The organism is Dokdonella sp., from assembly GCF_035703485.1.
Lineage (GTDB): Bacteria > Pseudomonadota > Gammaproteobacteria > Xanthomonadales > Rhodanobacteraceae > Dokdonella.
Genome location: NZ_DASSYD010000112.1, coordinates 1 through 15,320, shown reverse-complemented (window position 1 = coordinate 15,320; position 15,320 = coordinate 1). Strand labels below are relative to the sequence as shown.

General features: G+C 60.2%; 9 protein-coding genes and 1 CRISPR repeat array. Of the genes, 3 read left to right on the top strand and 6 right to left on the bottom strand.

The window, feature by feature from the left end; translation table 11 throughout:
• Positions 1-123: 123 nt before the first annotated feature.
• Together guaA and guaB are read right to left on the bottom strand one after the other, a co-directional pair.
• Positions 124-1,692: a glutamine-hydrolyzing GMP synthase gene (gene guaA, locus VFN25_RS08535; protein WP_325140830.1), complete on the bottom strand. Its 1,569-nt coding sequence runs from the start codon at positions 1,690-1,692 to the stop codon at positions 124-126.
• 130 nt (positions 1,693-1,822) lie between these two features.
• Positions 1,823-3,277 carry an IMP dehydrogenase gene (gene guaB, locus VFN25_RS08530; protein WP_325140827.1) on the bottom strand — a complete coding sequence of 485 codons (1,455 nt, stop codon included), beginning with the start codon at positions 3,275-3,277 and terminating at the stop codon, positions 1,823-1,825.
• Positions 3,278-3,408: 131 nt separating this feature from the next.
• Between guaB and VFN25_RS08525 the strand changes: the two genes are divergently transcribed.
• A complete protein-coding gene (locus VFN25_RS08525) occupies positions 3,409-5,157 on the top strand; it encodes an LTA synthase family protein (RefSeq protein WP_325140825.1) in 1,749 nt (582 codons plus the stop codon).
• A gap of 7 nt (positions 5,158-5,164) precedes the next feature.
• On the opposite strand, the gene folD is transcribed toward VFN25_RS08525, so the two are convergent.
• Complete coding sequence (gene folD / locus VFN25_RS08520; protein WP_325140823.1) at positions 5,165-6,019, bottom strand: bifunctional methylenetetrahydrofolate dehydrogenase/methenyltetrahydrofolate cyclohydrolase FolD; 855 nt, start codon at positions 6,017-6,019, stop codon at positions 5,165-5,167.
• A 109-nt stretch (positions 6,020-6,128) separates the two neighbouring features.
• Here folD and VFN25_RS08515 point away from each other — a divergent pair, with 109 nt between their 5' ends.
• The gene (locus VFN25_RS08515; RefSeq protein ID WP_325140821.1) at positions 6,129-6,425 is read left to right on the top strand and encodes a DUF1244 domain-containing protein; all 297 of its coding nucleotides are present in this window, start codon (positions 6,129-6,131) and stop codon (positions 6,423-6,425) included.
• Between the two features lie 72 nt (positions 6,426-6,497).
• Positions 6,498-6,986 carry an 8-oxo-dGTP diphosphatase gene (locus tag VFN25_RS08510; protein ID WP_325140819.1) on the top strand — a complete coding sequence of 163 codons (489 nt, stop codon included), beginning with the start codon at positions 6,498-6,500 and terminating at the stop codon, positions 6,984-6,986.
• A gap of 7 nt (positions 6,987-6,993) precedes the next feature.
• Here the strand turns inward: VFN25_RS08510 and VFN25_RS08505 are convergent, their stop codons facing one another.
• From VFN25_RS08505 to VFN25_RS08495, 3 genes are all read right to left on the bottom strand, one after another.
• Positions 6,994-11,049, bottom strand: coding sequence for a YhdP family protein (locus VFN25_RS08505; protein ID WP_325140817.1), 4,056 nt, complete (start codon positions 11,047-11,049; stop codon positions 6,994-6,996).
• A gap of 62 nt (positions 11,050-11,111) precedes the next feature.
• Positions 11,112-12,590, bottom strand: a complete 1,479-nt coding sequence (gene rng / locus VFN25_RS08500; RefSeq protein ID WP_325140815.1) for a ribonuclease G — start codon at positions 12,588-12,590, stop codon at positions 11,112-11,114.
• An 87-nt stretch (positions 12,591-12,677) separates the two neighbouring features.
• The gene (locus tag VFN25_RS08495; protein ID WP_325140812.1) at positions 12,678-13,274 is read right to left on the bottom strand and encodes a Maf family protein; all 597 of its coding nucleotides are present in this window, start codon (positions 13,272-13,274) and stop codon (positions 12,678-12,680) included.
• A gap of 847 nt (positions 13,275-14,121) precedes the next feature.
• Positions 14,122-15,295: a CRISPR direct-repeat array (repeat unit 38 nt; unit sequence GTTTCAATCCGCGCCCGCTCATTGCTGAGCGGGCGACC).
• Positions 15,296-15,320: the final 25 nt, after the last annotated feature.

Genomic DNA, 15,320 nt, shown 5'->3' with positions numbered 1-15,320 from the left:
AACGGTGCTTGGCGCTTCCTCCCGTTGCCAGATCGTGCCAAACACAAACAAAAAAAAGCCCGCAATTACGCGGGCTTAGCGGCATTTCATGCCATCAGGTGCCTGGCTGTGCCAGACGCGGAATCATTCCCACTCGATCGTTGCCGGTGGCTTGCCGCTGATGTCGTAGACGACGCGCGAGATGCCGCGGAGCTCATTGATGATGCGGTTGGACACCGTGCCGAGGAAATCGTATGGCAGGTGCGCCCAATGCGCGGTCATGAAATCGATCGTCTCGACCGCGCGCAAGGCAATGACCCATTCGTAAGCACGGGCGTCACCGACCACGCCAACCGATTTGACCGGCAGGAACACCGCGAAGGCCTGGCTGGTCTTGTCGTAGAGATCGGCCTTGCGCAGTTCCTCGATGAAGATCGCGTCGGCGCGAGCCAGCAGTTCGGCGTATTCACGCTTGACCTCGCCGAGGATGCGCACACCCAGGCCCGGCCCCGGAAACGGATGGCGATAGACCATCGCGCGTGGCAGACCAAGTTCGACGCCAAGCCGGCGTACTTCATCCTTGAACAATTCACGCAGCGGTTCGACCAGACCAAGCTTCATGTGTGCAGGCAAACCACCGACATTGTGATGACTCTTGATCACATGGGCTTTGCCGGTGCCGCTGCCCGCCGATTCGATGACGTCCGGATAGATCGTGCCCTGGGCCAGCCAGCGTGCATTGGCCAACTTCGAGGATTCCTCGTCGAAGATCTCGATGAACAGATTGCCGATGACCTTGCGTTTGGCTTCCGGATCGCTGACACCCTTCAAGGCATCGAAATAGCGATCGGCCGCGTTGACGCGAATGACCTTGACGCCCATGTGCTCGGCGAACATGGCCATGACCTGGTCGCCCTCCTGCCAGCGCAACAGACCGGTATCGACGAACACGCAGGTCAGTTGCTCACCGATCGCGCGATGCAGCAGCGCGGCGACGACCGAGGAATCGACGCCACCGGAAAGACCAAGAATGACTTCATCCTTGCCGACCTTTTCGCGCACGCGGGCGATCTGGTCATCGATGATATTGGCCGCTGTCCACAAGGTCCGGCAACCGCAGATATCGGCGACGAAGCGACGCAACAGGGTTTCACCCTGGCGTGTATGAGTGACTTCGGGATGGAATTGCACGCCGTACCAGCGCTTTTCCTCATTGGCCATCGCCGCGACCGGAATGCGCTCGGTGCGTGCGGTGACGACGAACCCCGGTGGTGCCGTGGCGACATGGTCGCCATGACTCATCCACACGTTCAGCCGTGGTGGTTGACCCGGATGGTCATTGAGTCCGTGCAGCAGCACATCCCGGGCTATCACTTCAACTTCGGCGTGGCCGAACTCGCGCGCATCGGCCGCATCGGTCGAGCCGCCAAGCTGGGCGGCCAGCGTCTGCATGCCGTAGCAGATGCCGAGAATCGGCACACCGGCATCAAAGGCTTCCTGCGGCGCTTTCGGCGAACCATGCAAGGTGGTCGATTCCGGCCCGCCCGAAAAAATGATGCCTTTGGCGCCGTAGGCAGCAATTTCGGCCGGATCGTGATCCCAGGCCCAGATCTCGCAATACACACCAATTTCGCGAATACGTCGCGCAATCAGCTGCGTGTACTGTGCGCCGAAATCGAGGATCAGGATCTTGTCGTGATGGAGGTTGGTCATGCGGCGGGATTCGTGATTGGGGATTGGGGATTCGAAAAAGCAAAAACACCGACGACAGGACGAGTCCGGCAATTCGCGAGAAGCCGCCCCAACGAATCCCGAATCCCAACTCCCAAATCCCGGTTTTCAATCAACTCAACTGATAATTCGGCGCTTCCTTGACGATCTGGATGTCGTGCGGGTGTGCTTCGCGGACGCCGGCGCTGGTGACGCGGACGAATTGCGGGCGCGTGCGCATGTCATCCATCGTCGCGCAGCCGCAGTAGCCCATCGAGGCGCGCAGGCCACCGACCAGTTGGTGAATGATGTTGCGCAGCGGTCCGCGATACGGAACGCGGCCCTCGATGCCTTCCGGGACGAGCTTCTCGGGATCCGAGGCATCCTGGAAATAGCGGTCGCTGGAACCTTTCTCCATCGCACCCATCGAGCCCATGCCGCGATAGCTCTTGTACGAACGGCCCTGGAACAACTCGACTTCGCCGGGGCACTCTTCAGTGCCGGCAAACATGCTGCCAAGCATCACTGTCGAAGCGCCGGCGACGATGGCCTTGGCCAGATCACCCGAATAACGGATACCGCCATCGGCGATCAGCGGGATGTCGTCCTTGAGCGCATTGGCAACCAGGTCGATCGCGGTGATCTGTGGCACGCCGACGCCGGTGACGATGCGCGTGGTGCAGATCGAACCGGGGCCGACGCCGACCTTGACCGCATCGGCTCCGGCATCGCGCAGCGCCAGTGCCGCATCGGCGGTGACGATATTGCCGCCGATGACTTCGGTGTTCGGGAAATTCTTCTTCACCCATGCGACGCGGTCGATCACCGACTGGGCGTGGCCATGCGCGGTATCGACGATGAGCACATCGACGCCGGCTTCGACCAGCGCCGCCACCCGTCGTTCGGTGTCACCACCGACGCCGACCGCCGCACCGACGCGCAGGCGCTCGTGATCATCCTTGGCCGCATGCGGGTTGTCGCGCGCTTTCTGGATGTCCTTGACCGTGATCAGACCACGCAACTGGAAGGCATCGTTGACCACCAGCACCTTCTCGATGCGGAACTTGTGCAGCAGGGCCAGCACTTCATCCTCGCTGGCACCTTCCTTGACCGTGATCAGTCGATCCTTGCGCGTCATGATGTTGCGGACCGGATCATCGTGCTTCTTCTCGAAGCGCATGTCGCGACTGGTGACGATGCCGACCAGTTCCTCGTTGTCGACCACCGGCACACCCGAGATTCCATGCTCACCGGTGATGCGCATGACGTCGCGGATCGTCGCATCGGGTCGAACCGTGAGCGGATCGCGGATCACGCCAGCCTCGAACTTCTTGACCAGGCGCACTTCGGCGGCCTGTTGTTCGAGGCTCATGTTCTTGTGAATGATGCCGATTCCGCCACATTGGGCCATGACAATGGCCAGGCGCGCCTCGGTCACGGTGTCCATCGCAGCCGAGACAATCGGAACGTTGACGCGCAGGTTGCGGGTCAGTCGAGAGGAGGTATTGACATCGCGCGGCAGCACGATGGAATGACCGGGGACAAGGTAGACGTCATCAAACGTCAGGGCTTCGGCGAGTATTCGCATGGGCTGCAGGGAGGCTGATCAAGTCCGCTATTCTATCGGTTTAGCCCAGGTTTCCGCCAATGCCGTCCAGTCCGATTCATTCGCGACCATCGCGAATCCGTCGTCTAGCCAACGCTATCCAGTGCTTCGCGATGGCGGCAATCGTCGTCGCGGCGGCACTGGTATTCATCGCGCGGTCGTTGCTGGTTGAAGCAACCCTGGGCACTTACACGGACTGTCACGGCTGTTTCCTCGTGCCAACACTGGGTGCCGATGCCTGGCTGTTTGCCGGTCTGGCAAGCCTGATGGCGCTGGCTGCACTGAGCCATCGATCCCTCGTGCGCGGCTTGCTCATCCTGCTCGCTTTCGCGCTGCTTCTGATCGCCGCCACCGATGTGGTCATTTTCGACCTGTTCTATCAGCGTCTCCATCTCGGTGACATCAGCCACTTCGGCGGCGAGTTCGCGGCCAACTGGAGTGTGCTCGAAGCAAACCTGCATTCGCCACTGGGCTGGCTCAAGCTGGTCACTGTGCTCGTGTTGCTGGCCCTGCCCTGGCTGGCTTGCCTGTCGGCACGCAGGCGTCCGCGTCTGGCGTTCGTTTTCGGCGTGCTCGCCGTTGCCAGCGCATTGGCTGCCGGAATCAGTCATTTGCGGAGTCCGGTGCGCTATGTGCACGGCGAACTGATCGACAACGTGATCGCAGCGAATCAGGCGCAAGCCAGCGTACGCGCGTTCAGCGAAGAATATCTCGATCGCCAGCGCACGCTCGCCGCCGAAGTGCCGAAAGTCTGCGAGCGCAATCCGGACGCAAATCGCCCCAATGTCATCATCGTTCTCGTCGAATCCTTGTCGGCCTGGCAAAGTCACCTGCTTGGCAGCCAGTTCGACTGGACGCCGCGGCTTGATGCGATTGCTCGCGACAACCACTATTTCACGCACTTCTATGCCAATGGCTTCACCACCAGCGGCGCCGAAGTCGCCATTGGCACGGGCCTGCTGCCAATCAATCCGCCTGGCGTGCTTGAGTACTCGTTCGACAATTTCGCCACCGGCAGCAACTCCCTGCCCGGCCTGGCGACGGCCAGTGGCTACGAATCCGCATTTTTTACTCCCGGCGATACCGGCTTTCTGAATATCGGACGCTGGCTCAGGCAAATCGGATTCAACACGATTTCCGGCGCCGATGATCCCTGGTATGCCGGCCGCGAGCGTTGGCAATTCAAGTCCGTCGAAGACCGTGTGTTCTACCAGCGCTTCCTCGACTGGCTTGATCATCGCGACGACAACAAGCCATTCGTCTCGGTGCTGCTGACCGTCAGCAGCCATCCTCCGTTCCTCGATCCGCGCAGCCACAAGATCGATCCGGAACGCTCATTTCGCTATGTCGACGAACAGATCGGCATCTTCCACGACGCCTTGCAAAAGCGCGGCTATCTCGACAATGGCGTGCTCATCTTCATGGGCGATCACCGCACGATGACACCGCTGCACAAGGATGAATTCGCAGCTCACGGCGATCGCTCGTTTGCCCGGGTGCCGATGGTCGTCGCCGGCAAGGTCGATATGCCGGCCGTGATCAAGGATGATTTTCAGCAGACCGACCTGCTGCCCTCGCTGGCCTGGCAGTTTGCCGCGCAGCATTGCCGACCTGCTTACACCGGGAGCTTTCTCAGAAGTGACCCGCAGGTGCCGGCGATTGTCGTGCATGCGCGTGGCGACAATCGCAACCGCGTCGACGTCTATCACGATGACGCCTTGTCAGGGTATCTGCTCGATGGCGACGACAGTCGCTGGCTGGATACGCCACCGCCCGATGCCGCCCACATCGCCGCCTGGATCGATACACAGCGCGCCGACGCGGCCCTGCGCGGAATTCGTCAGCAACGTGCAAAAAATTAGCGCTGAATCAGTCGAAAAACGTTTCGGCGGCCTCAATTGTGTTTTCCATCAGGGTCGCGACGGTCATCGGCCCGACACCGCCGGGAACCGGGGTGATCCACGCGGCACGTTCGGCGGCGCTGGCGAATTCGACATCGCCGGTCAATTTGCCGTCTTCGCCACGATTGATGCCGACATCGATCACGGTTGCTCCAGGCTTGACCCACTCGCCGCGAACCAGGCCGGCGCGACCGACGGCGACGATCAGGATATCGGCTTCGGCGACAAAACCCGGCAGATCCTCGGTGAATCGGTGGCAGACCGTCGTCGTGCATCCGGCCAGCAAAAGTTCGAGCATCAGCGGACGCCCGACATGATTGGAGACACCGACGACGACGGCATGCTTGCCGCGCACCGGCCGATCAGTATGCGCGAGCAAGGTCATTACACCCTTGGACGTACACGGACGCAGTCCGCGCTGACGCAAGACCAGGCGACCGACGTTCTCGGCCTGGAAACCATCGACATCCTTGTGCGGATCAATGCGATTGATCAGCGCATTGGAATCAACATGGCCAGGCAACGGAAGTTGCACAAGAATGCCGTGAACGGCCGGATCGGCGTTGAGTCGATCAATCAACGCGCTCAAATCGGCCTCCGGCGTGTCCTCGGGCAAATCGAACGCCATTGACGCGAATCCCACCCGTTCGCAAGCCCGACGCTTGTTGCGCACATAGACGGCCGAAGCCGCTTCGCTGCCAACCAGAATCACCGCCAGACCCGGTCTCGACTTGCCCGCTTCAATGCGCACGCGCACACGTTCAGCCAGACGCTCAAGCAATTCATCGGCAATTCGCTTGCCATCCAGCAGACGTGCTTTCATCGGAACTCCATCGGAAGCCGTACATTATCCATGTCACCAAGCATGGCGGCAAAGGCAGACTCGAACCCGGATGCTACGATTCAACGATTGATCAAAGCGGAGAACGTCGATGTCCAGCAACAGCACCGAATTCGAAGCGGCCGCGTTCCGCCGCCTGCTTGAGCACCTTGGTCAGCGCAGCGATGTGCAGAACATCGAATTGATGACACTGGCCGGCTTCTGCCGCAACTGCCTTGCCGACTGGTATCGCGAGGCCGCCGAACAACGCGGCGAATCGCTGAGCAAGGAGCAAGCCCGCGAGCTGATCTATGGCGAACCGTTCTCCGACTGGAAGGCAAAGCATCAACGCGAAGCGAGCCCGGAACAGCTGGCTGCTTTTGCCGAGGCGCAAAAGTCCCACACCTAGCAGCCCTTACTGCAACGGAACACACCGCGAATCTGCGAAAATGCAGAATCCGGATTCAGATTCCCGATTGCCATGCCCTATACACCGATTCTGGCCACGCTTGGCTATGTTCTTTCCAGCGATCGTTCAAAGGTCTTGCTGGTCCATCGAAACGCGCGAGCCGACGATCAGCATCTTGGCAAGTACAACGGCCTTGGCGGCAAGATGGATGCGGATGAAGATGTCGTTGCCTGCATGCGCCGGGAAATCCGCGAGGAAGCCGCCATTGAATGCACGGACATGCGTCTGCGCGGCACGATCAGCTGGCCCGGTTTCGGCAAGCACGGTGAAGACTGGCTCGGCTTTGTCTTCCTGATCGAAAACTTCAGTGGTACGGCGTTGACCGAGAATGCCGAAGGATCGCTGGAATGGATCGAAATCGATCGTATCCTCGAACTTCCGCTATGGGAGGGCGATCGCCACTTCCTGCCCCTGGTTTTCGATGCCGACCCGAGAACCTTTCATGGGGTCATGCCGTATCGCGATGGTCAGTTGCTGTCCTGGAAGTATTCGCGGATCTGATCGGCACCTATCCGCGATCCCGATCGTCGGACCCTGGTGGCTGCTGCGCCAGACCTTCGGGCAACGGTGCCAAGCGGCGCTGCGGTTCGAGGTGCGCATCCGATTCGGTTTTCGATCCTGCGCGCATGTCCTGCTTCAGCACCGGTAGTGCATCGATTACCTTCTGGACCGGATCGATCATCGCATCGTCTTTCGTGGCCGCTGGCCGTGAGTCGGTATCGAGCCCGTCGCCTGAGTCGGCTCCTGGCTCCTCATCCGTGGTTGTGATCGTTTCGCGACCGATCAAGGCAATCACCGGCTTTTCCCAGCTTCCAGTGACCTTGTAGCGGGATCGTGCCGCCTTGTTGAGGCTCTTGCCGATCAGGGTCTGCATGACCAGTCCGGCGGCTGCGCCAACCGGTCCTCCGGCCAACGCGCCGACCACCGGGAGTGCTACGCCTGCGCGTGGGGTCACTGATATTTCCTGGTCGAATTGGTGCTTGCGCAGATCGGTACGACCACTGATGGTGACGTCGGCAGCAGGGCTGGCGATGTGCAGGCCGTCGGTCTGCGCACTGCCCTCTTCGATCTTGAAACTGCCCTTGATCGAGTTGAAGCTCATGCCGGACTTGAACAGATCGCTGAAATCCAGCGACAAGCGACGCGGGATCTCACGCAGCGAGAACAGGCCGAACAAGCGCCCGCCCGCACCGGGATCAATATCGAGAATCCGGCCCTTGTCGACGCTGATATTCAACGAACCTGTCGCATTGGCCAGTGCGAATGCAGCCGGTGATCCCGGGAATGTTGCATCGATATGGGCTACGGTCTGACCGCCCTCGATGATTCCGGAAAAGCCGAAAGTATCAAGCATCTTGCCGAGGTTCTCCGCGCTCATGTCGATGACGAGATGCGAGTGGTTTTCATCGGCACTACCCAGCCAGTCGCCGCTGGCGCTCATGTCCATGTTCGACGATCGGGTTTCCAGCAAGTCCAGACGCATGCCCTGTTGGGTCGGAAAGCTTTCCAGCCGCATATCGCCGAAATTGGATTCGCCGAGAAAAAGTTCTCCAATCCACAAATGCAGAGGCGGAATCGATGTTGGGTCAACTCTGGAAAGCACGGCAGGTGCGGCATCTTCGTCCGCAACCAGATCCGGCCAGCGCACACGCTTCATCTGTGCGGTAATGCCTCGCCGATGCAGTTCGACAGTCGGAACAGTGAGCTCGCCTTGCAGCGATTCGCCGGCGACTTCAATCTTCATTGCTTCGCCATCCGGCTTCAGGTCGAGGTGCAGATTCGGGAAGCTTCGTCCAGCCAATTGCAGGTCGTCGACATCGATTGCGATCCGATGGAGCAGATCGCCGCTGCCGCCACCCTGACTGAACAAGCCGATCCAGCCGCCAACATCAAAAGACTTCGCATGTCCATTGATGCGAATACCACTGGCTGGGAGATCTTCGGTGGAGGCTGAAGGCCCGAGCTCAAGGTTGGCCGACAGTGATGAGGTTGGCGAAGGAAGGCGCCCGTTGATCTGCAGAATGTCTCCAAGACTCGCCGAAAACGGTCGGCCCAAAGGCGGCATGTCGAGAGTCAGCGAAAACGGCAGCGCAGTGTCGGCCGGTTTGGCCAGAGGCTCGGGCAGATCGATCGCGATTCCCTGCAGATCACTCGCCAGGGTCAACCGGTTGCGTCCCTTGGCCGGACCATTGTCTGACCCGATCGCCAGCCCGACATGCCAGTTGGCTTGACCCGGAAATCTCGGAAAAGCGGCCTCAAGGCCACTGGCCTTGGCAAACGCGACATTGACCGGCAAGACCCCCGTGAGGCTTGCCTCGAAGGCATTGGCAGGATCGCTTGCGGCACTGCCAATGGCCACACCCAGGGCCACCGGAAAGCCCTCGAAGCTCGTATCAAGCGCGTCTGCAACGACACTGCTTCGAGTGAACCGGACCCGACCGTTGGCCTTCTTGAAATGCAGATCCCAGGTTGACTCGTCCAGATCAGCATTGCTCAGATCGACGCGACCATCGAGCTTCGAATCCTCATTGTGTTTGAGCGGCACTTCAAGATCGATATGGGTAACGCCGGCTCCGCCGATGGCGAGCCCTGCCAGATAATCGGCGTGATCCTCACCGACCGGCGTGGCGCGCAGATAGGAGAGAAGATCCTTGCCCGCGCCATGGCCATCCGCTGACAGCACAAGAACCGGCTCATGAAAGTCGGCGATATCTGCCTTCGCATTGTCGACGGTCAGGCCGAGGGTCTTGCCTGAATCTGCGACGGCCGTCATGCCGTTGTTGATGAACGTGGCGCTGACCGACAAATCCTCACCACTCGGCCAATCCGGCAGATACGCCAGCTTCAAACCTTCGAGCTCGGCGCGCGCCTCGAAACGTCCGGTATTGTCATCGAACGGCCAATGATCGAGATCTCCGTGAATCATGGCCCGACCCGCCGTCACCTCGCCTTCCTGCAACGCCCGATCCAGCCATTCGATGGCACTCGGCGGCATGCTTGTCGTCGGCCAGAACATCTTGGCCGCCTCGACGTTGCCACGTGCAACCACAGCGGAAAGATCCACTGCGGGTCGTGAACCTTGCGCCTGAAACTGCACACCTCCACGCAGGGCAACGGCAAACTCCTTGCCCTCCACGGTCAGGCGATGAGTCTGCAGGTGCCAGTCTTCGCCCTCTTTCCAGGCAGCGATGTCGCCACCGAAATGAACTAGCTCGAACGGCTTGCGGAAAACATGGGCGTAGTCGATGCGGGTCCTCTGGTCGGGAATCTCAAGCAGAAGTCCCTGGGCATCCCCGCGCAAACGAGCCGACAGCGAATCGATACCCGGAATCGAGTTGTCGTCATGGACACTGAAATCCGATACGGCGACATCAACGTCGTAATCCTGAGCCGAACGACCCTGCGCGTGGATCGCATCAATCGATCCTCGCGGGTTGCCGCGATACAACCATCGGCGCAAACGTTCCGGGGTCGATTCCGAAAGCATCGCGATGGGTGCGATGGCGTCGACTTCGAGCCCGTTGGCGGCGACTTTCCAGACACCTGATTGAGCCCCGGCGTACTCAAGGATCAGGCGACCTTCGGCACTCCGCTTGCCTTGCCGGCTCACCGAGAAATTGGCCAGATCGAATCGCCAGCCCGCATCCCGGCGCTGCCAGCGCGCACTGGCCGTCAGTGCATCAAATGCAGAGCGTGGCTGCACGGAGAGATTCGGATCGATCACGATTTCGCGATTGGATTGCAGAATGGTCTGCTCAAGCGCGAGTTGCAGATTCACATCTTCGACCAGACCATGCTGCCAGCTTGCCCAGGCCTGCAAATCACCCGTCGCGGAAACCAGCTGGACGCCATCAAGGTCATGCGCGGCCAGCAGACTCGCGAAATCCAGTTGCTTGCCACCGACGTAAAGGCGACCCGAGCGTTGCTGCATGTCGATATCGGCAATCAGGGAAAGCGGCGCATCAGCGCCCACTCCATTGCCAGCGCGACCAAGCACACGCGTGATCCTGCCGAGGTTGACCACGCGCAGCTCGGGAATGCGCATGGCGAGATCGATATTGTGCTCGGGATCAACCACCGCCAGTTGCATATCGACCAGCACGACGACGCCGAGCGCACCCATCGACGCTTCCCCGTGCGTATCCAGATCGAAACCGCGCAACTTCCACTCGCCCGCAGCACTACGACGCAAAGCCAGATCCAGACCGACCACGCGAAACTCGTTCCAGGCACGATTGCGCTGGAACGCGGCGTACAGATTCAAGGCCAGCTCGGAACGCGGCAAACGCAACTCACCCTCGTCCCTGGACGATGCGGCAATGCGCAGATCATCGATGACCAGACGAGGCCCCGACCGCGTCCACAAGCCGCTGACATGGCCAATACTGACCTGCCGACCAAGACGCTCGGTCAACCACTGCTCGATACGCTGCGGATTGTCTGCCAGCCACGGCAACGCCAACTGCGCAAACGCGACCAGCACCGCCGCAGAAATGACCAGGGTTACGAATGCTGCCTGCAGGAAAAAACGCAGTTTGCGCAGACGACGGCGAAACGGCGTCATTTGAGGCAGAGCCGGATGAAGCTATTCATCACGCTACCTGCATCGCCCGAGTCAAAGCACCGTCATAGCAGAACAACATCGAACTGCTCCTGCGAATAGTGTTCCTCGGGCTGAAATCTGATGGTCTTGCCTATAAACTCCTCAAGCTCGGCAACCGCAACCGAATCCTCATCGAGGATGCGCGAAACCACGTCCGGCGTGGCCAACACCAGCAGCTTTTCCGCATCGAACTGGCGAACTGCGCGAGTGATTTCGCGGAAGATTTCGTACGTGACGGTTTCAGCTGTCTTGATCGTGCCGCGCCCACTGCAGGCCGGACACGCTTCGCACAATTGCCGCTCCAGACTCTCGGTCGTGCGCTTGCGCGTCATCTCGACCAGGCCCAGCGGTGACATTTCATAGACCGTCGATTTGGCGTGATCGCGGGCCAGGGATTTTTCCAGTTGCCGGATGACTTGTCGCTTGTGTTCCTCATCGACCATGTCGATGAAATCAATGATGATGATGCCACCGAGATTGCGCAAGCGAAGATGCCGCGCCGCGGCCTGCGCCGCTTCGAGATTGGTCCGGTAGACCGTCTCTTCGAGGTTGCGCGTACCGAGATAGCTTCCGGTATTCACATCGATGGTCGTCATCGCCTCGGTCTGATCAACGACCAGATACCCGCCTGACTTGAGCGGGACCTCCTTCTTCAAGGCGCGCTGGATTTCGTCCTCGACGCCATAGAGATCAAAGACCGGGCGCTCACCGGGATAGTGTTCAACCCGATCAGCGAGATCCGGCATGAACTGGACGGTGAACTCAACAACGAGTTCCAGGGTTTCACGCGAATCAACGCGTACCTTTTCGATGCTCGGCCGCATCAGATCGCGGAGCGCTCGCACCGCCAGCGGCAAATCCTCATAAATTCGCGAACCGACCTTCGCCCCATTCAGGCGACCATGCAAGGTTGTCCACAACTTGCGAAGATAATTGATATCTTCAACAAGTGCGTCACGAGAGTGCCCCTCGGCATTCGTGCGCACGATGTAGCCGAGCGGGTTTTCGCCGATCGCTTCAGCAAGAATCTCCTTCAGCCGCATGCGCTCGGTTTCATCCTCGATGCGCACCGAAACACCAAGAACCGTGCTGTACGGCAACAACACCAGATAGCGCGAAGGAATCGACAGGTGCGTCGTCAGGCGGGCACCCTTTGTACCCAGTGGGTCCTTGACCACCTGGACGACGATTTCCTGACCATCACGCACCAACTCATTGATCGGCGGCGTCGGTGTCGGCGCAGCCTCGCCGTTCTCGCCGACCAGGATTGCGTTGGGTCGCATGATGTCCGATGCATGCAGAAATGCGGCACGATCCAGACCGATCTCGACAAAGGCGGCCTGCATGCCAGGCATGACCCGGCTTACCCTTCCTTTGTAGATATTGCCAACATATCCACGTCGACTCGCCCGCTCGATATGCACCTCTTGCAGCATGCCATTCTCGACAAGCGCGACGCGAGTCTCGCGCGGAGTCACGTTGATCAGTATTTCTTCGGTCACGACAAGGTGTTGGCACAAGAAGTTGAAGTGATTTATAGCTGGCGGGAGCGTGTCTTGTCGAATATCGGAGACACGTAAGCTGCCGTATTACAAGGCCCGAACGGGGTCCTGGACAGCAGAATGGGGTGGAAATCGCGCCAACAACTGTGAAGTTTCGTGCAACGGCAAGCCCATGACCCCGGAATAACTGCCGTTGAGATGCTGAACAAAGGCAGCGGCCCGCCCCTGGATCGCATAACCACCAGCCTTGCCGAATGGCTCACCGGTCCCGACATACGCATCGATGGAGCGCCCATCAAGCGCAGCAATGCTGACCTCGGACACCGAAATCACGTGATCCTCACGAGCCGCGCTGACACACCAGACCACACTGATCACCGAATGCGTCCGTCCCGCCAGACGCCCCAGCATCGCCGCGGCATCCTCTGCATGCCCCGGTTTGCCGAACACCTCGCCGTCCAGAACCACCTCGGTATCCGCGCCGATCACCACGGCTGCCGGAACCCCTGCCACCTGCAGCAAACCCGCCCCGGCCTTCTCCCGCGCCACCCGGCTTACATAATCCAGCGCTGGTTCATCCACCGCCCGCACCTCGGGAATATCGACATCCAGCACATCGAAAGCCACCCCGATCTGCTCAAGCAACTGACGACGACGCGGCGATTTGGAAGCGAGAAAGTACACAGTAAATGCTCCATGGAGGAACGATCTGATAGACCTCGATCGCGCGAGCGGAACGAATAGCGCAGGGTTGCATCCGTCTTGCCTCGGTGTCGCCGGGGTCGTACACGTCAATGGTCGGCATCGTCTCGTTCATGCCTGCCTTGCAGCCGGACCACATCAGCCCAGAAATCCTCCACCAGTTCAACACGACAGCCCGCTGTCGACAACACAACGCACCGCCAACAATCGAACCAGCAAATGGCGCTTCGGGTGCACCGAGCCTGCAAGAGAGCGTCAAACTCCCCGCGCGTCCAACCTCCGCTGCGCCACCTCGCAATTTCCGAGATGCAGCCAAATGGCATCTGCTCGATCGGATCAAGCGAAACCGTGAATCGTGGGTCAGCGAGTGAGCCGGAAGAAAGATCGGATCACGGATACGGCCAATGCCATTCCGCAGACCGCCCAGGCAATCCAGACCACCGGCTGCATGGAAATGCAAAGCGCAGAGAGCAAGAGAAACCCGATGGTGAGTTGTTGGGTCATGGGCGATCAGCATGACTGCGCATCAACTTCGAATCAAGCTAAGGTCGGCCGGGAAAGCGCTCGATCCCCCGCGTTCGCAGGGGAAACTTATGTGCACGCCTGCCATCGTCAATCGCCGGCTATACTGCGCGCAGGAAACGGCGGGGTGAGATGCACCTCAAGTCCCTGCCGAATCTGCCCGCCTCGTGCATGGGGAGTGAGGGCTCTATTCTCGCCCGAACCACAACAACCCCGAGCGCTGCCGGTTGACCTACTTCAGTCTGAATGTTGGGAGCACGGCCCTTTGCTTCCAGCACGCCGTGGATCTCTTGAGCTCGACTCGACGGTTTCAATCCGCGTCGGCTCATTGCTGAGCGGGCGACGCAGATGCGGTTTCGCTGCATCGCTCATGAGTCGTTTCAATCCGCGCCCGCTCATTGCTGAGCGGGCGACGTGAGCAGTTGATCGACTATCAGCGCCGGCAGACTGTTTCAATCCGCGCCCGCTCATTGCTGAGCGGGCGACCGACCAGGGCATCGGCCATGCGATCGATCTCGCGTTTCAATCCGCGCCCGCTCATTGCTGAGCGGGCGACCCGCAGCACTCGCTGCCGATGCTGATCTGGTGGTGTTTCAATCCGCGCCCGCTCATTGCTGAGCGGGCGACCGAATGGCCCATTCGTCCATTGCTTGCGGCTCAGGTTTCAATCCGCGCCCGCTCATTGCTGAGCGGGCGACCACTAACGCGCTCAATGCCGTACCGGAAATAGGGGTTTCAATCCGCGCCCGCTCATTGCTGAGCGGGCGACCGATTCGGGCTACCGCACGCTGACCTTCACAGCGGTTTCAATCCGCGCCCGCTCATTGCTGAGCGGGCGACCGGGACCGGATGCTTCTCGACGCCCGGCCAATTGTTTCAATCCGCGCCCGCTCATTGCTGAGCGGGCGACCCAACCAGGATAACCGACCCATCCGGAACGACGCTCGTTTCAATCCGCGCCCGCTCATTGCTGAGCGGGCGACCTCATCGTTAGTAGTGACACTAAAAGCAGCACTGTTTCAATCCGCGCCCGCTCATTGCTGAGCGGGCGACCTGCGGCAACAAGCTGCTCGACCGCGGCCAGGCGCGTTTCAATCCGCGCCCGCTCATTGCTGAGCGGGCGACGGTCTTCGAACGCTTCGGCCAGGCGATCGTTGATGTTTCAATCCGCGCCCGCTCATTGCTGAGCGGGCGACGCAAAGGCGCTCTGGCTGGCGCCGCGCGACGCGTGTTTCAATCCGCGCCCGCTCATTGCTGAGCGGGCGACATAGTGCCGCCATGCCGCCGCAAGCGATCTCGTGTTGTTTCAATCCGCGCCCGCTCATTGCTGAGCGGGCGACCAATCGTCATGACCTGGCCCGCCGACTGGCCAGGTTTCAATCCGCGCCCGCTCATTGCTGAGCGGGCGACGTGACCTTGACCTATCGCAATGGTGACGATTGGGTTTCAATCCGCGCCCGCTCATTGCTGAGCGGGCGACTCGCCCCACCGCCGCCGGCGGCATCG